The organism is Micromonospora sediminicola (assembly GCF_900089585.1).
In the GTDB taxonomy this organism is placed as follows: Bacteria; Actinomycetota; Actinomycetes; order Mycobacteriales; family Micromonosporaceae; genus Micromonospora; species Micromonospora sediminicola.
In genome coordinates, this window is record NZ_FLRH01000003.1 from 4480137 (window position 1) to 4501566 (window position 21430).

Genomic DNA, 21430 nt, shown 5'->3' on the forward strand with positions numbered 1-21430 from the left:
ACCCGGTGCGAGCACCACGGGAGCGTCCGGCCGGCGCGCGGCTGGCCCGGCTGCTCACCGAGGTGCTCGCACCGGGCGTCCTGGTCACCGCGCTGCCGCTGGTCGCCGCCGCCCGGGTCAGCCGCTCCCCCGCGCACCTGCTGCTCTGGGGCGGCACCGCGCTGCTGTTCTGCGCGGTCGTCCCGGTCGGCGTGATCCTGCACGGCGTACGCCGGGGCCGGCTCACCGACCGGCACGTCGGCGACCACCGGCAGCGGGCCCGCCCGCTGTCCATCGGCCTGGCCTCGGTGGCGGTCGGGCTGCTCCTGCTGGCGGCGCTACGCGCGCCGGCCGAACTCTTCGCGGTGATCGTGGTCATCTTCGTGGTCGGCGCGGCGTGCACGCTGGTCAACCACTGGTGGAAGCTGAGCATCCACGCCGCGGTGGCCGGCGCCACGGTGGCCGTGCTGGCGCTGCTGTTCGGGCCGGTGGCGCAGCTCGGCTGGCCGCTGGTGGCGGCCGTCGGCTGGTCCCGGGTGCGGCTGCGCGACCACACCTGGCCGCAGGTCCTGGCCGGCACGGCGCTCGGCGCGCCGCTGGCCGCCGGGGTGTTCCTCGCGCTGACCTGAACAAGATCAGTTACCGTGAGGTCATGGCCAAGCCGACCCGCTGGGTGACCGACACCAAGCCCGGCCACTCGCAGTGGTACGTCGACCGGTTCCGCCGCCTCGCCGCCGAGGGGGCGGACCTGGCCGGTGAGGCCCGGATGGTGGACGCGCTCGTGCCGCCGGGGTCGCGGATCCTCGACGCCGGCTGCGGCACCGGCCGGGTCGCCGCCGCGCTGGCCGCCCGGGGACACAACCTCGTCGGGGTGGACGCCGACCCGACGCTGGTCGAGGCGGCCCGCGCCGATTACCCCGGCCCCCGCTTCCTGGTCGCCGACCTGGCCGAGCTGGACCTGCCCGGGCAGGGCGAACCCGAGCCGTTCGACGCGGCCGTGGTCGCCGGCAACGTGATGACGTTCGTCGCCCCCGGCACCGAGCCCGCCGTGCTGGCCCGGATCGCCGCCCACGTGCGCCCGGACGGCCTGGTGGTGGTCGGGTTCGGCACCGACCGGGGTTACCCGGTCGCCGAGCTGGACGCCGACGCGGTGGCCGCCGGGCTGCGCCTGGAACACCGCTTCGCCACCTGGGACCTGCGACCCTGGCGCGACGACGCCGAGTTCGCGGTGACCGTGTTGCGCCGCCCCGTCTGAGTCGCGGGACCGGTCACGCCGGCGTGGCCACCGCGCGGGCCGCCTCCGGGTCCAGCGGGCTGCCCGCCGGCAGCAGGTCGACCAGGCTCGCCGGCAGCCGCACCGGGCGCACCCCGGCGTAGCCGAGCATGCCCGGCACGTCGGCGCCGGTCAGCGCGTACCGCCGGCCCAGGTCGGTGACCACGCAGACCGCGCCGCCGGTCGCGCCCGGCGCGGCCGCCGCCTCCACCAGCGCGCCGCGTCCCGGTTCCACCACGACCTGGTCGGCGAGCCCGTCCCGGCCACCGGCGGTCCGCGCGGCGGCGGCCGGGTCCGGCGCGGTGGCGCCGAGGCGCATCTCGCGTACGCCCGTGTCGTCGCCGGCCCGGGCGCAGAGCGCGCCGCCCTCGGACATGGCCAGCCGGGGCGGCACGGCGGGCGGAGCGGCCGGACCGGTGGGCACCAGGTCGGGCAGCTTGGGCAGCGCGGCGAACCGGCCCAACGTGATCGGCTCCGGCTCGCCCTGGCCGGTGCGGGCCAGCAGCAGCGCGGCCTGCAACTTGGTGATGCCGGCCAGTCCGCCGCGCCCGGCCACCGCGTACTGCCGGCCGCCGCCGGAGTTGCGGACCAGGTAGACGTCGCCCACCTCGGCGCCGTCGACCCCCTCGGACGGGGCGCCCAGGTCGCCCACCGGGGGCGGGACCAGGTCGGCGCCGGCCGGCACGGTGTTGAGCAGCGGCGCCGCGACCGGGACGGCCCGTTCCCGGGTGGCGGCCAGCGCGGCCAGCACCCGGTCGGTGTCCCGCAGCAGGTAGCGCCGATCGTGCCAGATCAGGTGCAGCCCGCCGTCCGGGTGGCGGACGAGCAGGCCCTGGTCACCGAGCGGGCGCCCGCCGGGAGCGTCCCGGCCGATCAGCAGCGTCGAGCGGGCCTCGGCCCGCCCCGCCTCGACGGTCACCGACGAGCACAGCGTCCACCCGTCACGGACCAGCCGGCCGGCGGCGGGCAGCGAGTCCGGGGCGTCGGCGATGCCGAGCGGCAGGCCGCGCGGCACCCCCTCGATGGCCCGGCGGGTGACCAGCACGGTCTTCGGCCGCTCCGCCCCGATGATGAGCAGGGCCGAGGCGTAGTTGAGGACCGGGTGCAGCTTCTCCTCCCGGTAGACGAAGCGGGCGCCGGACTCCTTCTCCACGATCACCGCCGCGGTATCGCGCCAGGCGCTGCCCCCGCCGGTGAACAGCCCGTAGAGCGCCACCCCGCCGAGCGCGATCGCCGCCACCAGCACACTGGCCAGCCCGGCGCCGGCCAACCGGCGAAACGGCGACCGCGCCGGGTCGGTCTCCCGCATGACCAGCGCGGCGACCGCCCGCTGGACGGCGAACTGGTACGAGTGCAGCTGGTCCTGCCGCGACGCCATCGATGCCCCTCCGCCGGGATCGTCGGCGCACAGGATAAGCGCTGCGTCGATCCCCCGGCGACCCTGCGTGTCCCCCGAGCCGCCGTGCGCCGCCCGGCCAGCCCGGCTCGGTCCGGCTGGTCCGGCTGGTCCGGCTGGTCCGGCTGGTCCGGCCGGCCCGGCTGGCCCGGCTGGCCCGGCCGGCCCGGCTGGCCCGGCTGGCCCGGCTGGCCCGGCTGGCCCGGCTGGCCCGGCTGGCCCGGCTTGGTCCGGCTTGGTCCGGCTGGCCCGGCGCAACCTCGCCGAAGTTGCGGGATCGCGCCCGTCCGGACCCAGCAACTGGAGTGAGGCGGCCCGGGACAGCGCTGAAGGTGGGCCCGAACGGCGGGCCCCCGGTGCCATTGACGGAGTTGTCTGCCGCCGTGGTCGCGGAGAACCGGATACACCCATGATGTTCCACCGACGGGGTTGAAGGCCGACGGGTGGAACGTGGTGGGTGTTTCCCGGGCCATGAGACACCCATGGTGTTCCCCTCACGGGGTGGGTCCCGCCGGGCGAAACCCCCTTCCCCCTCCGCGTCGTCCAGGCGCAGCCCCGACGCCGCGACCTTGCCGCACCCGTTCCGTCGATCTTGGAGTTGTGGCACCCGGCAAACCGTGTAATTCATTGCAAACCAGGAACCACAACTCCAAGATCGACGCGTCGCGGGAACGGGTCACGCGGGAGGCGGGCGGGCGGCGGGTGGAACGTGGCGGGTGTCTCCTGCGGCGTGAGGCGCCCACGGTGCCCCGGTGGCCGAGTGACGGGTGGTGGCCACACGATCAACAGCGGCGCGACGCGAACCACCGGCAGCAGACGGGGTCGCGTGGTCCGGAGAGGTGGCAGCCCGGGTACCCCCTGGGGTATGGTCGAGGGCAGGAGGTGGTGACGTGAAGCTTCGACCCGAGATGACCGGCGACGCGCTGACCCGACTCAAGCGGGCCCGGGGGCAGCTCAACGCCGTGATCGAGATGATGGAGAACGGCGAGGACTGCCGCGCGGCGCTGACTCAGCTCGCCGCGGTGTCCAAGGCGATCGACCGCGCCGGGTTCAAGATCATCGCTTCCGGCATGCGCCACTGCGGCACCGCCCGCCAGGCGGGCGAGGAGCCGGAGATGACCGAGGAGGAGCTGGAGAAGCTCTTTCTCTCCCTGGCCTAGCACCGAAAGACGCCCGCCCCGGGCCGCGTGATCGCGTCCCGGGCGGGTAACCCCGTGCCCGGAGGACCCGGGCCGGAGTCTGCCTCATGCATACCCCCCCGGGGTATGTATGCCAATGAGAGGAGAACGGCACGTGACTGTCGAGGTGTCCGTCATCGCCACGTCCTCGCTCGGCGACCGCAGCTACCTGGCCTCGGACGGCCGGGTGGCGATCGTGGTCGACCCGCAGCGGGACATCGACCGCGTCCTGCACCTGGCCGGAGCCAAGGGGGTGCGGATCACCCACGTGGTGGAGACCCACATCCACAACGACTACGTGTCCGGCGGACTGGAGCTGGCCCGGATCACCGGCGCCCACTACCTGGTGGCCGCCGCCGACGAGGTCGGCTTCAACCGGATGCCGGTGGCCGACGGCGACGAGGTGCCGGTGTCGGACGCCCTGCGGCTGCGGGTGGTCGGCACGCCCGGCCACACCTTCCACCACCTCTCGTACGCGCTCGACGAGGCCGGCGACGGCGACTGGACCCCGGTCGGCGTGTTCACCGGCGGGTCCCTGCTGTTCGGCACCACCGGCCGCACCGACCTGCTCGGCCAGCAGCACGCGCACGAGCTGGCCCACCACCAGCACGCCTCCGCCCGCAAGCTGGCCGACCTGCTACCCGACGGCGCGCAGGTGTGGCCGACGCACGGCTTCGGCAGCTTCTGCTCGGCCAGCCAGGCCGACGCCCCGGAGTCGACCATCGGCCGGGAGAAGGAGGCCAACCCGGTGCTGCGGCTGGCCGCCGACCGGTTCGTCACCGAGACGCTCGCCGGACTGGACGCCTACCCGGCGTACTACGCCCACATGGGCGTGGCCAACGCCGCCGGGCCGGCGCCGGTCGACCTCACCCCGGTCGCCCGCGCCGACGCCGACGAGCTGCGCCACCGGATCGCCGCCGGCGAGTGGGTGGTCGACCTGCGACACCGCAAGGCGTACGCGGCCTCGCACCTGGCCGGCACCGTCAGCCTCGGCCTGGACGGGCCGATGTCGACCTGGCTCGGCTGGCTGATCGACTGGGGCGTGCCGATCACCTTCCTGGCCGAGACGCCGGACCAGGTCGCCGACGCCCAGCGGGAGCTGGTCCGCATCGGCATCGACCGGCCGGCCGCGCAGGCCACCGGCGAGCCCGAGCGGTGGGCCACCGACCGGTCGGAGCTGCGCCAGCTGGCCGTGGCCGACTTCGGCGCGCTGGCCGCCGCGCAGGCCGGGAACACCCCGGCCGGCCTGCCCGCCCCGCAGGTCGTCCTCGACGTGCGGATGACCAACGAGTGGAAGGCCGGGCACGTCGACGGGGCGGTGCACGTCCCGCTGCCCGACCTGCCGACGCGGCTCGCCGACGTGCCCGCCGGCACGGTCTGGGTGCACTGCGGCTCCGGCTACCGGGCCACCGCCGCCGCGTCCCTGCTGGCCAACGCCGGCCGCGACGTCGTGCTGATCGACGACATGTTCGGCCAGGCCGAGGCGGCCGGCGTCCGGATGGCGCCCACCACCTGACCCTTCCCACCCGCACCCGGCCGGCGCGCTCGCGCCGGCCGGCGATGACCCCTGCCCACGAAGGAGAAGAACATGACCACCACGACCCCCTCGACCGTCGACGCGGTCACCCTGAGCGAGCTGATCGCCGCCGGGCGCGCGCCCCGGCTGCTGGACGTCCGCACCCCCGGCGAATTCGAGGCCGCGCACGTCCCCGGCGCCTACAACGTGCCGTTGGACCTGCTCAAGGAGCACCGCGAGGAACTGCGCAACCACCTGGACGAGGACGTGGTGCTGATCTGCCGGTCCGGCGCCCGCGCCACCCAGGCGGAACAGGCGCTCGCCACCGTCGGCCTGCCCAACCTCAAGGTCCTCGACGGCGGCATGCTGGCCTGGCAGGCCGCGAACGCCCCGGTCAACCAGGGTCGGCCGCGCTGGGACCTGGAGCGGCAGGTCCGCCTCGTCGCCGGTTCGATCGTGCTGGCCAGCGTCGTCGCCTCGGTCTTCGTGCCGGGCCTGAAGTGGGTCGCCGGCTTCATCGGCGCGGGCCTGACCTTCGCGGCCGTCTCGAACACCTGCGCGATGGGCATGCTGCTGAGCAAGCTGCCGTACAACCGGGGCGCCAGCTGCGACCTGGACAGCGTCGTCGGCCAGCTGAGCGACGCCGGGCGCCGGTCGTGAGCGCCGCGCTGGTGCTGACCGTGGCGGGCGCGGTGCTGATCGGGGTGAGCCTCGGTCTGCTCGGCGGCGGCGGGTCGATCCTCGCCGTACCGCTGCTGGTCTACGTCGCCGACCTGCCGCCCAAGGAGGCCATCGCCACCTCGCTGCTCGTCGTGGGGGCCACCAGCGCGGTCGGTGTGCTGCCGCACGCCCGCGCCCACCGGGTGCGCTGGCGCACCGGGCTGATCTTCGGCCTGGCCGGCATGACCGGCGCGTACGCCGGCGGTCGGCTGGCCGAGTTCATCCCGGCGAGCGTCCTGCTCACCGCGTTCGCGCTGATGATGCTCGCCACGGCGGCCGCGATGATCCGCGGTCGGCGCTCCGCCGAGGGGCGGCCGACGCCGCACGAGCTGCCGGTGCTGCGGGTGGTCCTCGACGGCGTGGTGGTCGGTCTGGTCACCGGCCTGGTCGGCGCGGGCGGCGGCTTCCTGGTGGTGCCCGCCCTGGCCCTGCTCGGCGGCCTGCCGATGCCGGTCGCGGTCGGCACGTCGCTGGTGGTCATCGCGATGAAGTCGTTCGCCGGCCTGGCCGGCTACCTCTCCAGCGTGCAGATCGACTGGGGTCTGGCCGCCGCCGTCACCGCCGCCGCGATCGTCGGCAGCCTTCTCGGTGGCCGGCTCGCCGGCCGGATCCCGGCCGACGTGCTGCGCACGTCGTTCGGCTGGTTCGTCGTGGTGATGGGCGTCTTCGTCCTGGCGCAGCAGCTTCCCCCGGCGTGGGGACTCGCGGTGGGAGCGCTTGCCGCTGCCGGTACGGTCAGCGTGGTGGTGTGGGGCCGCCGAAGGAGGGGACACAGTGGACAGCAGCGCCTGGGACAGCCGGTACGCCAACACGCCCGGACTGGTGTGGAGCGCTGAGCCCAACCGGTTCGTGGTCGAGGCGGTCGCAGGTCTGACACCCGGCGCGGCGCTGGACGTCGCCGCCGGCGAGGGGCGCAACGCGGTCTGGCTGGCCGGTCAGGGCTGGCGGGTCAACGCGGTGGACTTCTCGACCGTGGCCATCGACCGCGGGCGCGAACTGGCCGCCGCGCGGGGCGTCTCGGTCGACTGGCGGGTCGCCGATGTGACCGCCTACCGGCCGGTGCCGAACAGCTACGACCTGGTGCTGATCAGCTACCTGCACCTGCCCGCCGCCGACTTCGCCCGCGTGCTCGGCGCCGCGCGGTCGGCGCTGCGCCCCGGCGGCACGCTCGTGGTGGTCGGCCACGACCTGGCCAACCTCTCCGGCGGCACCGGTGGCCCGCAGGACGCGAGCGTGCTGCTCACCCCGGAGGCGGTGGTCGACGGGCTGGCCGGGCTGCGCATCCAGCGCGCCGAGACGGCCCGCCGGCCGGTGCCGACCAGCGACGGCGGCAGCGTGGACGCGTTGGACACCGTGGTGGTGGCGACCCGTCCCGCCGACTGAGGCGCCGCAGCGGTCGTTCCCGCGGGCCGGGCCCGGGTCGACCGGTAACATCCGGTGACGGAACGGCGGAGAGGACACCGGGTGGGCGCGCGCTTCGAGGAACTGGCCTGGCGGGAGACGCCGATCGGGGCGATCAGTCTGCGCCGGCGCCGTGACCCGGCGCTGGACGCCGAGGTGTACGAGGTCAAGCTCGACGACGAGTACCTCATGTCCAGCGCGTTCCCGGTCGCCGAGATCGAGTTGGCCCGGCTGGGGCTGGCCCCGCTCAGCGGCGAGGCGCTCGACGTGGTGGTGGGCGGGCTCGGCCTCGGCTACACCGCGCGTACCGCGCTGGAGGACCCGCGGGTGCGCTCGATGCTGGTGGTCGAGGCGATCGAGGACGTGATCGACTGGCACCGCCTGGACCTGCTGCCATTCGCCGCCGGTCTGGCCGCGGACCCGCGTACCCGGTTCGTCCGGGCGGACTTCTTCGCCGCGGTCGCCGACGCCGGCCTCGACCCGGACGAGCCCGGGCGGCGTTTCCACGCCGTGCTGCTGGACGTGGACCACTCCCCCCGCCAGGTGCTGCACCCCAGCCACGCGCCGTTCTACACGACCGAAGGGCTGCGCCGGCTGGCCGCGCTGCTGCACCCGGAGGGCGTCTTCGCGCTCTGGTCGAACGACCCGCCCGACCCGGCGTTCCAGCGCACCCTGACCGAGGTGTTCCCGACCTCGGTGGCGCACGTCGTCCGGTTCCCCAACCCGTTGCAGGGCCGGGAGGCGGCGAACACCGTCTACGTCGCCCGGCGGTGATCCCCGGCGCGGCGGCATGGCCGCCCGCGCAGCGGGAAAGCGCACGGCCCACCGTACGACGGGAGGCTGGAACATGCGCGCGTTGCTCTGGGTGGTCGGCGTGGTCGCCGGTGTGCTCATCCTGCTCGGGCTGCTGCTGGAGGCGGTCCGGTGGCTCGTCATCATCGGCGTGATCGCGCTCGCCGCGGTCATCATCTTCGCGATCGTGAAGACCCGGCGGGTGGTGAGTCACCACTCGACGGGCCGCCGTTGAGGCCGGTGTGACCAACCCGGCAACCTACGTCAGCGTAGGTTACCGGCTGGTTAAGTTAGGCTGGGCCGGTCATCCGCGCAGCGAGGAGAGACGGCGATGGACGCGACCGACCGGCGACCCTGGACCCGCAGCTACGCGCCGGGGGTGCCGGCCGAGGTCCCGGAGCCGGACGGCTCGCTGGTCGACCTGCTCACCGACGCGGCCCGGCGCTTCGGGCCCCGGGTGGCGCTGGACTTCTACGGCGCCACCACCACCTTCACCGAACTGGCCGACCAGGTCGCCCGTGCCGCCGAGGCGCTGCGCCGGCTCGGCGTCGGGCCCGGTGACCGGGTCGCCCTGGTCCTGCCGAACTGCCCGCAGCACGTGGTCGCGTTCTACGCGGTGCTGCGCCTGGGCGCGGTGGTCGTCGAGCACAACCCGCTCTACACCGCCGACGAGCTGGACCGGCAACTCACCGACCACGGCGCCCGGGTGGCGGTCGTCTGGGACAAGGTCGCGCCACTGGTGGCGGGACGGGGCTCCGTGCGTACCGTCGTCGCGGTCGACCTGACCTCGGCGCTGCCCCGGCTCAAGCGGTGGGCGCTGCGGCTGCCGCTGCCCAAGGTCCGCGCCGCCCGCGCGGCGATGACCGCCCCCGCGCCCGGCGCGGCGGCCTGGTCGGAGCTGGTCGCCGCCGCCGGGCCGCTGCCGTCCGCGCACCCCGGTCCGGAGGCCGGCGACGTGGCGCTGCTCCAGTACACCGGTGGAACCACCGGCGTGCCCAAGGGCGCCGTGCTGACCCACCGCAACCTGCGCGCCAACGCCGCGCAGGGCCGGGCCTGGGTGCCCGGCCTGCGCGACGGCGCGGAGACCGTCTACGCGGTCCTGCCCCTGTTCCACGCCTACGGCCTGACGCTCTGCCTCACCTTCGCCGTCGGCATCGGGGCGACACTGGTGCTGTTCCCCCGCTTCGACGCCGACCAGGTGCTCGACGCGACCCGCCGACGCCCGCCGACGTTCCTGCCCGCCGTACCGCCGGTCTACGCGCGGCTGGCCACCGCCGCCCGCGAGCGCGGCGTCGACCTCACCTCGATCCGGTACGCCATCTCCGGCGCGATGGCGCTGCCACCGGCCACGGTGGACCTGTGGGAGCAGGTGACCGGCGGCCTGCTGGTCGAGGGCTACGGGATGACCGAGACGTCCCCGATCACGCTGGGCAACCCGGTCGCGCCGACCCGCCGGCCGGGCACGGTCGGGGTGCCGTTCCCCTCCACCGACGTCCGCATCGTCGACCCCGAGGACCTGGACCGCGACCGCGCCCCCGGTGAGGCCGGGGAGCTGCTGGTCCGGGGTCCGCAGGTGTTCGCCGGCTACTGGAACCGGCCCGAGGAGACGGCGAAGGTGCTGCTGCCCGGCGGGTGGCTGCGCACCGGCGACATCGTCACCATGGACGCCGACGGCTTCGTCACCGTGGTCGACCGGATCAAGGAACTGATCATCACCGGCGGCTTCAACGTCTACCCGTCGGAGGTGGAGGAGGCGTTGCGCCGCATCCCCGGCGTCCGCGAGGCCGCCGCCGTGGGTCTGCCCACCGACGACGGCGAGGAGGTCGTCGCGGCGGTGGTGCTCGACGCCGCCGTCGGCGGCACCCCGGAGGCGATCCGGACCGCCTGCCGCACCCACCTGGCCGGGTACAAGGTGCCCCGCCGGGTCGTGGTGGTGGAGGACCTGCCCCGCTCGCAGATCGGCAAGATCCTGCGCCGCGCGGTCCGCGACCAGCTCCGCAGCGACGGCTGACCCGGCGCGCTCCCCGCGAACGGCGGTCAGGTGTACACGCCGTCCCAGTACCGTTCCTCCGGCACCGTGAAGTCGTTCGCTCTGGTCCGGCGTAGGTGGGCGTACCGCTCGTGGTAGAGGTCGAGTGCCTGCGGGATGCCGCAGCGCTCGGCCTCCCGGATCGCCCGCACGGCGAGGATGATCCGCTGCTGCACGATGTGCTCGTCGATCGTCTCCCAGGAGTCCACGCCGCCATCCTGCCCGAGCGCCGCCGGCGGCGGACCTGGACCACTTCGCGCGCCTCTGGCCGGGCCGCGACGGCGACCGGGCCCGGCTGATGAACGCGACGCCCAAGCGGGTGGCGACCCGGACCGGCGTCGACGTGACCGCGTGGTCGAACTCGGCGGCGATCCCCGGCGACGCGGTGGCCTGGGCCGGCGAGGAGCGCACGCGGCGGGACGTCGTGGTGATCGGCAGCCTGAGCCTGGTGCACGCGCTGGCCCGGGCCGATCTGGTGGACGAGTACCGGCTCATCACCTTCCCGACCGTCGCCGGGGCGGGCGAGCGGCTGTTCGCCACCGGCATCCCCGGCGACTTCCGGTTCACGCTGGTCGAGCCGGTCGGCCCGACCGTGCTGACGGTGCTACGACGGGCCCGGTGACAGCGTTTGCGGCAGCGACGCGGCGGGTAGCCGATCGTCCATGGTGGATTCTCGAGCTCGTTCCGTCGGCCGCTACGTCATGCGGCTCGTCGGTGGGGTGGCCGTCATCCTGGGCATCCTCGGCGCCTTCTCCAGCCTGGCCGACGGCAATCTCGTCGGCATCGTGCTCAGCGCCGTGTTCCTCGCCGGCGGGGTGTTCCTGCTCAAGCGGTCGGGTGACGGCGGCCGGGCGGCCCGCCCGGCATCCGTGCCGCGCGACGCGCGCTGACGGCGGCAGCGCGCCGGCCGCGACGCGCGGAAAGTGTCGGTGTCGCCGCCTAGGCTGGTCCGGTGGTCGACCGGCGTCAGGTGATGAGTTTCCGCGTCCGTGCCCAGCAGCTCGACCGGGAGCGGGGCGCGCTCGCCGACACCGCCGTGCTCGACCTCGGCGTGCAGGACACCGGTCCCGACGGCGGCCGGTGGGCGCTGGCCCTGCGCGGGGTCGATGTGAGCGCCCTGTCGGCCGACGACCTGGTGCTGCTGTGGGCGGTTCGCGGCGCTCCCCACCTCTACCGCCGCGCCGACGTCGGCGCGGTGGCGTCGGCCGTCGAGCCGTTCTCGGACGCCGACGCGGGCAAGCGCATCTACGACGCGTCCAAGCCGCTGAAGGCGGCCGGCGTCGGCAACCTGGCCGCGCTCGACGAGGTGGCCGCGCGGATGCGGGAGGTCGTGACCGCGCCGACCGTGAAGGGCGAGGTCTCCGGCCGGCTGGCCGAGCTGCTGCCCGAGCCCTACCTGCGCTTCTGCCGCCCGTGCGACGCGACCCACCTCTACGAGATGCCGTTTCGGCTGGCCGCCGTGCGGGCCGGGCTGGAGCTGCGGCTGGACACGTCCCCGCCGGTCCTGCAACGCATCCCCGACCTCACGCCCCGCGACCCGGGCGAGCGGTTCGACCTCGTCCGCGCCTATCTGCGGCTGCTGGGGCCGGCCACGCCCAAGCACGTGGCCGACTACCTCGACGCCCCGGTCAAGGACGTGAAGGCACGCTGGCCGCAGGACGCGGTCGAGGTGACTGTCGACGGTGAGAAGCGGTGGCTCCTCGCCGCCGACGAGGCGGCGCTGACCTCGACCGACGTGGCCGCGACCCGGCTGCTCGGGCCGTTCGACCTGTTTCTCCAGGCCAAGGACCGGGCGACAGTGGCGCCGGACGCGGCGCGGGCCAAGGAGTTGTGGCCGGTGCTGGGCCGCCCCGGCGCCGTCCTGGTCGACGGCGAGCTGGTCGGCACCTGGCGCCCCCGCAAGTCGGGCCGCACGTTCCGGGTGTCCGTCGAGCCCTGGCAGAAGCTGTCCGAGAGCCGGCGCCGCGCCGTCGTCGAGCAGGCCGAACGCCTGGCGGCCCACCGGTCGGTGTCCCTCGCGGGCGTGGACTTCGGCGGCTGACCGGCGGTCAGCGGCGTCCGGCCGTCTTCGCCTCCAGCAGGTCGACCGCTGCGTCGAGGGTGGCGGTGAACTCGTCCGGGCAGATGGTGGCGGAGAAGACCCGACCCCGGTCCTCGCGTCCGGCGGGGTCGGATCGCCAGAACGCGAAGACGAGCACCAGAGCGTCGTCGAGGTAGGCGTAGCTCGACAGGTTGTCGACCGTCTCACCCCACCGCAGGAACCAGTACCGTTCGCGGAACTCCGTCTGATCGGCCGCGAGCAGGCGGAAGACCTCCTCGGCCGGGCGCCCCGGGAACGGGCACGGCGGGATCGCGCGTCGGCGTACCTGCTCCGCCGTGTCGCGCAGCAGACGGCGGAACGCCGGCACGAACGCCACGTTGTCGTCGGTGGTCAACAGCGTGTCCGCCGCCCACAGGTCGACGACGCGAAGGGCTGGCGAGAGCGCCTCGCCGATCTCCACGGCGAAGGTGCTCCGGGTACCGAATCGTCGTGCCATCGACGCGGGAACCTACCAGCCGCTCCGCGACGCGCCGGTGGGCATCCGGTGCGCCGACCCAGCGCGTCACCGCCGGACGGGACGCTCAGCCGAGGCGCTCGATCGTCGCCGGGATCAGGCCGTGCCGGCGTGCCGCGGTGGTGACCGCTTCCAGCAGCGTCCGCAGGTGCGCGCCGCTCCTCCGCTCGGCCGTCACGTCGACGCACCACGCCACTCCGCCGCCGACGCGCCGCACCTCCCAGCGCGCGGTGTCGGCTGCCCGCCCGGTGGCTACCACGCCGGGCCCGGCCGGCCCGGGTTCGTCGCTCCCATCGGCCGGGAGCGACGCCACCAGGCCGGCCAGCCGTCCGGCGTCGAGGTCGCCGGCGAACAGCACCCGGTGCACGGCCGGGCCGGTGCCCAGCCGCAGCGGTTCCGCGACCGCCAGCGTGAGGTCGTCGCGGAACCGGTCGCGCAGCGTGTCCTCGTACGGCAGCGCCCCGCCGCCGAGCCGGGCATACGTATCCTCGGCGGCCGTGCGGGTCACCGCGCGGACCCGGGCGCGGACGTCCGGCCGGGCGCGCAGCGCGCGGGCGAAGGCGCGGGAACTCCACCAGCCGCCGTCCGACGGCGTCCAGCCGGCGCTGCGCAGTCGCGTCGCGGAGAGGTCGTCGGCCAGCTCGAACTCCTCGACCAGCAGTCCGAGCGGTACGCCGTCAGCCGGAGCCAGAAGCTGGTAGTAGTCGAGCACCACGGCACGCTACCGCCCTCAGCGGTGGGCGAACACGAACCCGCCCTCGACATCCGGGGCGGGACGGTGGGTCATCTCGGCGTCGACGGTGAAGCCGGCGGCGTCCAGCCAGCCCGCGACCCGCTGCGGCGGGCGGCGGTGCACGTGGACGCGCATCGGGTGTCCGCCGTACCCCTGGGTCTTGAGCCGGCTGCCCTCGCCGGCGAAGAAGCCGAGCAGGACCACCCCGCCGGGCCGCAGCGCCCGGTGGAACCCGGCGAGCACCCCGGGCACGTCCTCGTCCGGCACGTGGATCAGCGAGAACCAGGCGAGCAGACCGGTCAGCGACGCGTCGGCGAGGTCGAGTCGGGTCATCGAGCCCACCTCGAAGCGCAGGTTCGGGTGGTCCCGCCGGGCGACCTCGATCATCGCGGGTGACAGGTCGACGCCGAACGCGTCCAGCCCGAGGCCGTGCAGGTGGGCGGTGATCCGGCCCGGTCCGCAGCCCATGTCGGCGACCGGCCCGCTCCCCTGCGCCCGCACCAGTTCGGCGAACAACCCGAGAATTCCGCGCTGGAACGGTTCCCCGGCGAGGGCGTCGCGCAGCAGATCCGCGTAGCTGGTCGCCACCGTGTCGTAGGAGGTGCGGGTGTCGTCGAGCCAGCTGGCAGCGCCCATGTCCGCACACGATAGCCCCCGCCGCGTGTGAGGATGCTCGGCATGTCCGAGCGCGCACTCAGCTTCGGGGCGGCGGCGCGGGCGTACGAGCGGTTCCGCCCCGGATATCCGCCGGCCCTCGCCGACCTGGTGCTGGCGTACGCGGACCGTCCGCTGCGGACCGCGCTGGAGATCGGCGCCGGGACCGGCAAGGCGACGCGCCTGTTCGCCCGGTCGGGCCTCACGGTCACCGCCACCGAACCGGACGCCGCCATGCTCGCCGAGCTGCGCGCGCACGTGCCGGCGCAGGTGCGGACCGTGCAAGCCGCGTTCGAGGAGCTGCCGACGGACGTGGCCTACGACCTGGTCTACGTGGCGGCGGCGCTGCACTGGACGCGCCCCCAGGGCCGGTGGGACCGGGTGGCCGCGCTCCTGACTCCCGGCGGCGTGTTCGCCTCGTTCGGTGGGCCGCTGCGGTTGCGCGACCCGGCGGTGGAGGCGTCGGTGCGGCGGGCCCGGGCGCCGTTCCTCGACAGCGACGAGATCCCCTCCCCGGACGGGACGCCGGAGACGCACGCCATGCGGTGGCCGGGCACCGAGCTGCGCCGGGATGCCCGGTTCACCGACGTCCGGCAGTCCGAGATCGAGCGCCGCGTCACGATGGGCGCGGACGACTACGTCGCTCTGTTGTCGACCGTCTCGGCCTACCTGGAACTGTCGGCGGATCGGCGGGAGCAGGTCTTCCGGCGGATCCGGGAGGTGCTGCCCGACACGGTCGAGGTCACCACCGACGTCACCGTCCACCTCGCCCGCCGGCGGCCGGACGCCTCGTCCTGACCTGCCCCCGGCTGCCGGTCACTGGATGGTGGTGGCGGCCGGGTGGTCGAAGGACGTGGGGCAGCGGAACACGTAGAGAGAGTAGCCCCGCCCGATCGTCACCTCCGTCGGCGCTGCGGACGCTCCGGGCGGGTCCTCCACCGGCCGCCAACTGCCGTCCGTCCCGTGCCACTCGGAGGAGTCGGCGGTGAACAGCAGCGTCATCGGGGTGCCGCACTCGGCGCAGTCCACCGGGTGGGGGTCGGTCAGCGACCAGTTCGCGAAGCCGCCGACCTTCCAACCCGGGGCCAGTGACAGGTCCACCTGGTAGGTGTCCTCGTCCTCGTCCTCCCAGTCCCTGATCCGGGCGTCCAGGTCATCGGGCAGCAGCCCGCCGTACTGGTATTCGCGGATCCGCTCCGGATGCAGCACGCAGGACGCGGGCAGGTAGGAGTCGTTGACCACTGGTGGTTCGGGGGCGGTCGCCACCGGCTCGGTCACGTCGTCGGCGCGCCGCCAGAACAGCCGTACCTTGGGGCTGTATCCCAGCTCGGGGTGGTCCAGCGGGCACCACAGGACCTGCATCACGTCCGTGTCGTCGGGCCCGACGAAGTCGGGGACGTCCCGACGGTGCAGTTGGGCCACCGGGACCATCGGTATCGGCTGGTCCACCAGGTGGTGGGGCTCGGAGAAGCCCAGGGGCGACAGCTGCGCCCGCTGCTCGTCGGTCACCTCGTCGGCGGCGAGGATCGCCCGGTCGCGGTGCACCGACGCCGGGGTCCGGAGCTGGAAGACGTAGTGCGCGTCGCCGTCGTCGCAGACCGGCCACGCCTCGTGCGCCGGCCAGAGCAGCGGCCCGCCGACCGAACTGTCGGCGACCGTCGGGCGGCCCGGGCGGGGGTGCAGCCGGGTGGCCGTGGTCGAGTGGGCGGTCAGCTCGGGGAAGAGGGCCGCGACGTCGACAGGGCGCGGCGGCGTGGTGCGGGTCACGGTCGACGATCATAGAGAGCGGGTACGACGGACAATCCTGTTGCGGGCGTCCGCCGCGACGGACAGGCTGCCCGGCATGCCGATGCACGAGGGACAGCTCACCGTCACCCCTGCCACCGTGCGTGGGCTGGTCGACGCACAGTTCCCCGCGTGGCGGGACCTGCCCGTCCGCCCGGTGGCCTCGGAGGGCACGGTCAACGCCGTCTTCCGCCTGGGTGAGGGCCTCGCCGTCCGGCTCCCGCTGCAACCGCAGGAGCCCGAGGTCGCGCGGCGCTGGCTGGAACGCGAGGCGGACGCGGCCCGGGAGCTGCTGGGGCGTACCCGCTTCCCCACCCCGGAGCCGGTCGCGCTCGGCGCGCCCGGCGCCGGCTATCCGCTGCCCTGGTCGGTCCAGACCTGGCTGCCCGGCGTGGTGGGGACCGACCGGGACCCGGGTGACTCGTACGCCTTCGCCGACGACCTGGCCGAGTTCGTCGACGGCGTCCGGGCCATCGACACCCGGGGGCGCACGTTCGACGGCCCGGGCCGGGGCGGTGACCTGCCCACGCACGACGAGTGGATGGAGACCTGCTTCCGGCACAGCGAGTCGTTGCTGGACGTGCCGCTGCTGCGGCGGTTCTGGGCGGCGATGCGGGAGCTGCCCCGGGGTGACACGCCGGACCGGATGACCCACGGCGACCTGATCCCCGGCAACGTCCTCGTCACCGACGGGCGGCTGGCCGGGGTGCTGGACGTGGGCGGGCTGGGGCCGGCTGATCCGGCGCTCGACCTGGTCGGCGCCTGGCACCTGCTCGGGGCCGGGCCGCGCCGGGCGCTGCGGCGGCGTCTCGGCTGCGACGACCTGGCGTGGGAACGGGGCCGGGCGTGGGCGTTCGCCCAGGCGATGGGGCTGGTCTGGTACTACCGGGAGTCCAACCCGGTGATGAGCCGGACGGGCCGGCGCACGCTGGAGCGGATCACCGCCGACCCGCCGCCGGGCTGAGCCGGGGCCAGGCGGGTCGCCACGCCGGCTCGGGCACCGGCGGCAGCGCCGCGACGTGGTCGAGGATCGCCCGCAGCCCCGGGTGCGGGTTGGTCCGGGGCAGCAGGAGCGAGATCGGGTACGCCGGCGTCGGGTCCACGAGCGGGATGCGACGCAGGTCGTGGCCCGCCGGCCAGACGTAGCGGTCGCGTGCGCCCACCAGGGTGGCCACGTCGGCGGAGCCGGCGATGGCGTCGAGGAGGACCTCGTCGCCGAAGTTCGGGCCGGTCGCGTCGACGCGCAGGTCGAACGCGGTGACGAGCTGGTCGTAGAACTCCGACCACTCGCTGCGCGGCACGATGCCGGGCACCCGGATGAGGTGTCCGCGCAGTCGCGACGGGGTCACCGACCGGGCGGACGCGAGCGGGTGCCGGGGGCCGACGAGGAGTTGCAGCGGGGAGTCGAACGCGTGGACCATCCGGACGTCGGGCGGCAGGGCGGCCGGGTCGGTGACGGTGCGGAACGCGGCGTCGATGTCGCCGGCCTGCACGGCGGCGGCGACCCGGCGCGGGTCGTCGACGCGGAGGGTCACCACGTCGACGTCGGCGCCGGGATGTGACCGCCAGTAGTCGTGCAGGACCACGGCCTGCGCGCTGCGCAGCCCGAGGACGTCCACGCGCGGGGCCCGTGACCCCGGCCGGACCGCGGCGACCGCGCGGTCCGCGCTCACCACCACACCCCGGGCGTACGGGAGGAACGCCCGGCCGTCGAGCGTCAGCTCGACCCCCCGGGCGGTACGGGTGAACAGGCGGACCCTCAGGTCGCGTTCCAGGGCGGCGACGCGCTTGGAGACCGCCTGCGGGGTCACGCCCAGCTCGTCGGCGGCGTGGCGCAGCTGCCCGAGTTCGGCCGCCCGGACGAACGATCGCACTGCCTCGGTGTCCACCGGCCCACCCTAGGGCCGCCCCACCGATGGTTGTGGCTCGCCGATCGCCGGTTGTTTGATCCGCCGCCCGCGCGGCCGGTGTGATGCGCCGGTGAAACTCGGATCGGGCTTCGGCTGGCTGTGGGCGGCGTACGCGGTCAGCACGTACGGCACGTGGACCGCGTTCGGGGCGTTTCCGCTGCTCGCGGTGCGGGTGCTGCACTCGTCGGCGTTCGCGGTGTCGCTGCTGGAGGCGGCCGGGCTCGCCGTCGCGGCGGTCGTGGCGATCCCGCTCGGGCCGTGGGTGGCGCACCGGCCCAAGCGGCCGGTGATGGTCGCCACCGACCTGTCCCGATTCGTCGCGACGGCGAGCGTGCCGGTGGCGTACCTGCTCGGGGTGTTGACCTACGGTCAGCTGCTGGTCGTCGCGGTCACCTGCGGCGCGGCGGGCATCGCGTTCGGCGCGGCGTCCGGGGCGTACCTGAAGCACCTCGTCCCGGGCGGGCGCCTGCTCGTGGCGAACGCGCGGTTCGAGGGTACGAGCTGGGTGGCGACCGCGGTCGGCCCGCCGGTGGGCGGCGCGCTCGTCGGGCTGCTCGGCCCGGTCGTCACCGTCGCGGCCGACGCGCTGAGCTATCTGCTGTCTGCGTTCGCGGTCCGCCGGATCCGGGGGGACGACGTGGCCGCGCCCCGCGCCGCGGGCGCCCGGCTGACCGGAGCCGACCTGGTCCGGGGCTGGCGGTTCATCCGCCACGACCGCGTCCTGCGGCGCCTGTTCCTCAACTCGGTGCTGGTCGGCGGTCTGATCATGGCCACCGCGCCGCTGCTGGCCGTCCTGCTGCTGGGCGACTACCACCTCCCGGCCTGGCAGTACGGGCTGGCCTTCGGCGTCCCGGCGCTCGGCGGTCTGGTGGGCGCCCGTCTCTCCGCGCCCCTGGTCCGGCGGCACGGCCGGCACCGGGTGATGATCGTGTCCGGCTGGCTGCGAGCGGTCTTCCCGCTCGGCCTCGCGTTCGTCGGTCCCGGCGTCTCCGGGCTGCTGACCGTGATCGTCGTCGAGGCTCTGCTGATCACGTGCATGGGCGTGTTCAACCCGATCCACGCCACCGAACGGCTGCGCCGAACTCCCCCCGACCACGCCGCCCAGGTGCTCACCGCGTGGAGTGTGAGCAGCCGGCTCACGCAGGCCGTCCTGATGCTGGCCTGGGGCGTCCTGGCGACGCGCGTCGGCCCGCTCGCCGCGATCACCGTCTCCGGTGTCCTGCTGCTCGCCACCCCGCTCCTGCTGCCCCGACCGGAACCGGGGCGCGGGCCCGAGGCCGACGCCGCACCCGGGGGGCAGCGAGCTGTCGGTGCGCCGCGCTAACGTCGGCCGCGACTGTGCGGGGAGGTCGGTCGTGCTCGACGACATGCGGGTGCTGCGTGGCGCGGTGGAACGCTACCGGAGGGCGGCGACCGCCGCCGGTGTCCCGTGGGACACCGACGAGCGGGCCGACGCGCTCGGCGTCGAGGCGCTCTGCCGCGTCTTCGACGTCGACCGCATCGCGGAGCAGGCGATCTGGTTCCACCACGAGGGCCTGCCGTATGCGCGGGTCCTGCCCGAGGGTGGTCATCCGCTGCTCTGGGACAACGCCGACAACCTCCTCGGCTACCTGTCCATGGCGGTCGGGGTCCCCTTCCCCTGGCGGCATCAGCTGCCGCTGCTCATCTGCGACCGCATCGTCTTCACCTTCGTGCTCGCCGGCGACCACGAGGGGGAGATCTGGCGCTACCAGATCGAGGTGGACGACCGGAACCCGGTCCGCGCCGCCACCAGCCTGGCGGCGCTGGTCTCCGCGTGGACCGACGGGTTCGCGGCGGGGGTCTACGCGCGCTCGCCGTACGACACCTGGCTGCACGTCGGGCCCGACGACCGTGACCCCGTCGACGTGCTCGTCGAGTGCGGTCTCGACCCGTTCGCCTTCCCGGTGCACGTCTCGGCGTACTCCCACCACGACCTGCTGCGGGCCCGGCAACGGGAGTGCGGTGTCAACCCGGACCACGCCGACGACTTCGACCGCCAGGAGGAGTTGCTCGGCGCGGTCGATGTCGCGCTCGCCTCGCTCCGCGCCTGACCCGGGAGGTCCCTCGTGGAGGAACGGTCCTAGACCGGACGGCCGAAGGTGACGGCGTCCCGCACGAGCGGGGGCACCCGCTCCGCGAGCTGCTGGTCCGGCCGGGCGCCGAGGGCGTCGTTGACCGTGGAGAACGCCAACCGGAAGGCGACCAGGGTGGTCGCCTCGAAGATCTCCCGGTCGCTGAGGCCGGCCTCGCGCAGGCCCCGCACGTCGTCCTCGGTGGTGGCGTTGGGGTCCCGCACGACCTGACGGGCCCATCCGGCCAGGGCGGCCTCCCGGCCGGACAGCTCGCCGTCGGCGCCGCCCAGCACGTCCGCGGCGGTCGCCTCGTCGCTGAGGTCGGCCAGCCGGGCACCCCAGGCCAGGGCGCAGTAGGCGTCACCACGGGCGGCGGCGGTGGCGGCGACCAGCACGGCCACCTCCCGCGCCGACAGCCCCGAGTCGCCCAGCAGCTCGGCGCGGACGGCCTGGAACGACGCGGACACGTCCGGACGCCAGCACCAGACGCGGGTGAGGTTGTTGACGTAGCCGTCGGAGGCGACGTCCTCGTCGTAGGCGGCGGTGACCGCCGGACCCGGCGGCGGGTCGGGAAGGAAGGTCGGGCGACTCATGGAGGCAGTGTGCCGGAATTTCTGGGCCACCCGGAGACCGATGGACGACAATTCGCGGAGCCGGCCCCGGACGGTCGCGTCGATCCGCGCCTATGATCCACCCACGGCGCGACCGGGGCGGGGGAACGGAATGATCAAGTCGATCTTCTTCGATGTCGGCGGGACGATCCTGGACGAGTCCCGCGAGTTCGCCGACTGGGCGGACTGGCTGGGCGTGCCCCGGCACACCTTCTCGGCGGTGTTCGGCGCGGTGATCGCCCGGGGCCTGGGCTACCAGGAGGTGTTCCGCGTGTTCCGGCCCGACTTCGACCTCACCGCCGAACTCGACCGCCGGGTGGCCGCCGGCGTGCCGGAGACGTTCGGCGAGGAGGATCTCTATCCCGACGCGCGCGCGTGCCTGACCGCCCTGGCGGAGCAGGGCCTGCACCTGGGGCTGGCCGGCAACCAGCCGGCTCACGCCGAGGCCAGCCTGCGCGCCCTCGGCCTTCCGGTGGACGTCATCGGCACGTCGCACGGGTGGGGTGTGGACAAGCCGGCACCGGCGTTCTTCACCCGGGTCGTCGAGGCGGGCGGCGGTGACGCGTCGTCCATCCTGTACGTCGGCGACCGGCCCGACAACGACGCCCGCCCGGCCATGGCGGCCGGCATGCCGGCGTGCCTGATCCGGCGCGGCCCGTGGGGACACATCCTCGACATGCCGGACGTGGCCCAGCGGTGCCTGTTCCGCATCGGCTCGCTGGCCGAGCTTCCGGACCTGGTGGCCGAGCACAACGCGGCGGGCGAGCGGATTCGTTGATCGCGCCATCCGCCCTGTTTCGGTGCA

General features: G+C 74.7%; 26 protein-coding genes. 18 read left to right on the forward strand and 8 right to left on the reverse strand.

The genetic code is table 11. The annotated features are described in order from the left end of the window. Positions 1–5 precede the first annotated feature (5 nt). Entirely contained in the window at positions 6–608 is a 603-nt protein-coding gene (locus tag GA0070622_RS20655) for a phosphatase PAP2 family protein (RefSeq protein WP_091576373.1), read from the forward strand. Positions 609–631: 23 nt separating this feature from the next. Further along, positions 632–1234, forward strand: a complete 603-nt coding sequence (locus tag GA0070622_RS20660) for a class I SAM-dependent methyltransferase (protein ID WP_091576375.1) — start codon at positions 632–634, stop codon at positions 1232–1234. Positions 1235–1247: 13 nt separating this feature from the next. Here the strand turns inward: GA0070622_RS20660 and eccB are convergent, their stop codons facing one another. After that, positions 1248–2630, reverse strand: a complete 1383-nt coding sequence (gene eccB, locus GA0070622_RS20665; RefSeq protein ID WP_091576377.1) for a type VII secretion protein EccB — start codon at positions 2628–2630, stop codon at positions 1248–1250. A 908-nt stretch (positions 2631–3538) separates the two neighbouring features. Between eccB and GA0070622_RS20675 the strand changes: the two genes are divergently transcribed. The 8 genes from GA0070622_RS20675 (at position 3539) to GA0070622_RS20710 (ending at position 10266) form a co-directional block, all read left to right on the forward strand. Further along, complete coding sequence (locus GA0070622_RS20675) at positions 3539–3808, forward strand: metal-sensitive transcriptional regulator (protein WP_091064957.1); 270 nt, start codon at positions 3539–3541, stop codon at positions 3806–3808. 133 nt (positions 3809–3941) lie between these two features. Beyond that, the gene (locus tag GA0070622_RS20680) at positions 3942–5342 is read left to right on the forward strand and encodes an MBL fold metallo-hydrolase (RefSeq protein WP_091576379.1); all 1401 of its coding nucleotides are present in this window, start codon (positions 3942–3944) and stop codon (positions 5340–5342) included. A 72-nt stretch (positions 5343–5414) separates the two neighbouring features. Beyond that, complete coding sequence (locus GA0070622_RS20685) at positions 5415–6002, forward strand: rhodanese-like domain-containing protein (protein WP_091576382.1); 588 nt, start codon at positions 5415–5417, stop codon at positions 6000–6002. Next, positions 5999–6898 (forward strand): sulfite exporter TauE/SafE family protein, encoded by a 900-nt coding sequence (locus tag GA0070622_RS20690; RefSeq protein ID WP_091576384.1) that lies wholly within the window; start codon positions 5999–6001, stop codon positions 6896–6898. Before GA0070622_RS20685 ends, GA0070622_RS20690 begins: the two co-directional genes overlap by 4 nt. Then, positions 6837–7445, forward strand: a complete 609-nt coding sequence (locus GA0070622_RS20695) for a class I SAM-dependent methyltransferase (RefSeq protein WP_091576387.1) — start codon at positions 6837–6839, stop codon at positions 7443–7445. The genes GA0070622_RS20690 and GA0070622_RS20695 overlap by 62 nt, the downstream gene beginning before the upstream one ends. Positions 7446–7526: 81 nt before the next feature. Next, positions 7527–8237, forward strand: coding sequence for a polyamine aminopropyltransferase (locus GA0070622_RS20700; RefSeq protein WP_091576390.1), 711 nt, complete (start codon positions 7527–7529; stop codon positions 8235–8237). A gap of 73 nt (positions 8238–8310) precedes the next feature. Beyond that, entirely contained in the window at positions 8311–8490 is a 180-nt protein-coding gene (locus tag GA0070622_RS20705) for a hypothetical protein (RefSeq protein ID WP_091576392.1), read from the forward strand. Positions 8491–8586: 96 nt separating this feature from the next. Beyond that, positions 8587–10266: a long-chain-fatty-acid--CoA ligase gene (locus GA0070622_RS20710; protein WP_091576394.1), complete on the forward strand. Its 1680-nt coding sequence runs from the start codon at positions 8587–8589 to the stop codon at positions 10264–10266. A 26-nt stretch (positions 10267–10292) separates the two neighbouring features. Here GA0070622_RS20710 and GA0070622_RS20715 read toward each other — a convergent pair whose 3' ends face one another. Then, positions 10293–10493: a hypothetical protein gene (locus GA0070622_RS20715; protein ID WP_091576396.1), complete on the reverse strand. Its 201-nt coding sequence runs from the start codon at positions 10491–10493 to the stop codon at positions 10293–10295. Positions 10494–10582: 89 nt separating this feature from the next. On the opposite strand from GA0070622_RS20715, the gene GA0070622_RS20720 reads away from it, so the two are divergent. The 3 genes from GA0070622_RS20720 to GA0070622_RS20730 all read left to right on the forward strand — a co-directional run bounded on the left by GA0070622_RS20720 (position 10583) and on the right by GA0070622_RS20730 (position 12325). Further along, positions 10583–10906 carry a dihydrofolate reductase family protein gene (locus tag GA0070622_RS20720; protein WP_141561886.1) on the forward strand — a complete coding sequence of 108 codons (324 nt, stop codon included), beginning with the start codon at positions 10583–10585 and terminating at the stop codon, positions 10904–10906. A 40-nt stretch (positions 10907–10946) separates the two neighbouring features. Next, entirely contained in the window at positions 10947–11174 is a 228-nt protein-coding gene (locus GA0070622_RS20725; protein ID WP_141561887.1) for a hypothetical protein, read from the forward strand. Positions 11175–11236: 62 nt separating this feature from the next. Continuing rightward, entirely contained in the window at positions 11237–12325 is a 1089-nt protein-coding gene (locus GA0070622_RS20730) for a winged helix DNA-binding domain-containing protein (RefSeq protein WP_218012348.1), read from the forward strand. A gap of 7 nt (positions 12326–12332) precedes the next feature. Here the strand turns inward: GA0070622_RS20730 and GA0070622_RS20735 are convergent, their stop codons facing one another. The 3 genes from GA0070622_RS20735 to GA0070622_RS20745 all read right to left on the reverse strand — a co-directional run bounded on the left by GA0070622_RS20735 (position 12333) and on the right by GA0070622_RS20745 (position 14208). After that, complete coding sequence (locus GA0070622_RS20735; RefSeq protein WP_091576400.1) at positions 12333–12821, reverse strand: hypothetical protein; 489 nt, start codon at positions 12819–12821, stop codon at positions 12333–12335. Between the two features lie 85 nt (positions 12822–12906). Further along, complete coding sequence (locus GA0070622_RS20740) at positions 12907–13551, reverse strand: hypothetical protein (protein ID WP_141684600.1); 645 nt, start codon at positions 13549–13551, stop codon at positions 12907–12909. Between the two features lie 18 nt (positions 13552–13569). Next, the gene (locus GA0070622_RS20745; protein ID WP_091576405.1) at positions 13570–14208 is read right to left on the reverse strand and encodes a class I SAM-dependent DNA methyltransferase; all 639 of its coding nucleotides are present in this window, start codon (positions 14206–14208) and stop codon (positions 13570–13572) included. Positions 14209–14250: 42 nt separating this feature from the next. On the opposite strand from GA0070622_RS20745, the gene GA0070622_RS20750 reads away from it, so the two are divergent. Continuing rightward, positions 14251–15024, forward strand: coding sequence for a class I SAM-dependent methyltransferase (locus tag GA0070622_RS20750; RefSeq protein WP_091576407.1), 774 nt, complete (start codon positions 14251–14253; stop codon positions 15022–15024). A gap of 18 nt (positions 15025–15042) precedes the next feature. Here GA0070622_RS20750 and GA0070622_RS20755 read toward each other — a convergent pair whose 3' ends face one another. Continuing rightward, positions 15043–15993, reverse strand: coding sequence for a hypothetical protein (locus GA0070622_RS20755; RefSeq protein WP_091576409.1), 951 nt, complete (start codon positions 15991–15993; stop codon positions 15043–15045). 76 nt (positions 15994–16069) lie between these two features. Between GA0070622_RS20755 and GA0070622_RS20760 the strand changes: the two genes are divergently transcribed. Further along, on the forward strand, positions 16070–16975 hold the full coding sequence (locus GA0070622_RS20760) for an aminoglycoside phosphotransferase family protein (protein WP_245666460.1): 906 nt from the start codon (positions 16070–16072) through the stop codon (positions 16973–16975). Here GA0070622_RS20760 and GA0070622_RS20765 read toward each other — a convergent pair. Further along, on the reverse strand, positions 16950–17900 hold the full coding sequence (locus GA0070622_RS20765) for a LysR family transcriptional regulator (RefSeq protein ID WP_176710517.1): 951 nt from the start codon (positions 17898–17900) through the stop codon (positions 16950–16952). The genes GA0070622_RS20760 and GA0070622_RS20765 overlap by 26 nt on opposite strands. 91 nt (positions 17901–17991) lie before the next feature. Between GA0070622_RS20765 and GA0070622_RS20770 the strand changes: the two genes are divergently transcribed. Together GA0070622_RS20770 and GA0070622_RS20775 are read left to right on the forward strand one after the other, a co-directional pair. Continuing rightward, a complete protein-coding gene (locus GA0070622_RS20770; RefSeq protein ID WP_245666462.1) occupies positions 17992–19245 on the forward strand; it encodes an MFS transporter in 1254 nt (417 codons plus the stop codon). A 31-nt stretch (positions 19246–19276) separates the two neighbouring features. After that, a complete protein-coding gene (locus tag GA0070622_RS20775) occupies positions 19277–19993 on the forward strand; it encodes a hypothetical protein (protein ID WP_091576414.1) in 717 nt (238 codons plus the stop codon). A gap of 29 nt (positions 19994–20022) precedes the next feature. On the opposite strand, the gene GA0070622_RS20780 is transcribed toward GA0070622_RS20775, so the two are convergent. Further along, the gene (locus tag GA0070622_RS20780; RefSeq protein ID WP_091576416.1) at positions 20023–20607 is read right to left on the reverse strand and encodes a carboxymuconolactone decarboxylase family protein; all 585 of its coding nucleotides are present in this window, start codon (positions 20605–20607) and stop codon (positions 20023–20025) included. A 130-nt stretch (positions 20608–20737) separates the two neighbouring features. On the opposite strand from GA0070622_RS20780, the gene GA0070622_RS20785 reads away from it, so the two are divergent. Further along, the gene (locus GA0070622_RS20785; RefSeq protein ID WP_091576419.1) at positions 20738–21403 is read left to right on the forward strand and encodes an HAD family hydrolase; all 666 of its coding nucleotides are present in this window, start codon (positions 20738–20740) and stop codon (positions 21401–21403) included. The last annotated feature ends 27 nt before the right edge of the window (positions 21404–21430 follow it).

Coding starts and splice junctions, on each gene's coding strand:
- GA0070622_RS20660 (WP_091576375.1), top strand. CDS start 632: ATGGCCAAGCCGACCCGCTGGGTGACCGACACCAAGCCCGGCCACTCG.
- eccB (WP_091576377.1), bottom strand. CDS start 2,630: ATGGCGTCGCGGCAGGACCAGCTGCACTCGTACCAGTTCGCCGTCCAG.
- GA0070622_RS20685 (WP_091576382.1), top strand. CDS start 5,415: ATGACCACCACGACCCCCTCGACCGTCGACGCGGTCACCCTGAGCGAG.
- GA0070622_RS20705 (WP_091576392.1), top strand. CDS start 8,311: ATGCGCGCGTTGCTCTGGGTGGTCGGCGTGGTCGCCGGTGTGCTCATC.
- GA0070622_RS20710 (WP_091576394.1), top strand. CDS start 8,587: ATGGACGCGACCGACCGGCGACCCTGGACCCGCAGCTACGCGCCGGGG.
- GA0070622_RS20720 (WP_141561886.1), top strand. CDS start 10,583: ATGAACGCGACGCCCAAGCGGGTGGCGACCCGGACCGGCGTCGACGTG.
- GA0070622_RS20725 (WP_141561887.1), top strand. CDS start 10,947: ATGGTGGATTCTCGAGCTCGTTCCGTCGGCCGCTACGTCATGCGGCTC.
- GA0070622_RS20735 (WP_091576400.1), bottom strand. CDS start 12,821: ATGGCACGACGATTCGGTACCCGGAGCACCTTCGCCGTGGAGATCGGC.
- GA0070622_RS20745 (WP_091576405.1), bottom strand. CDS start 14,208: ATGGGCGCTGCCAGCTGGCTCGACGACACCCGCACCTCCTACGACACG.
- GA0070622_RS20750 (WP_091576407.1), top strand. CDS start 14,251: ATGTCCGAGCGCGCACTCAGCTTCGGGGCGGCGGCGCGGGCGTACGAG.
- GA0070622_RS20760 (WP_245666460.1), top strand. CDS start 16,070: ATGCCGATGCACGAGGGACAGCTCACCGTCACCCCTGCCACCGTGCGT.
- GA0070622_RS20780 (WP_091576416.1), bottom strand. CDS start 20,607: ATGAGTCGCCCGACCTTCCTTCCCGACCCGCCGCCGGGTCCGGCGGTC.
- GA0070622_RS20785 (WP_091576419.1), top strand. CDS start 20,738: ATGATCAAGTCGATCTTCTTCGATGTCGGCGGGACGATCCTGGACGAG.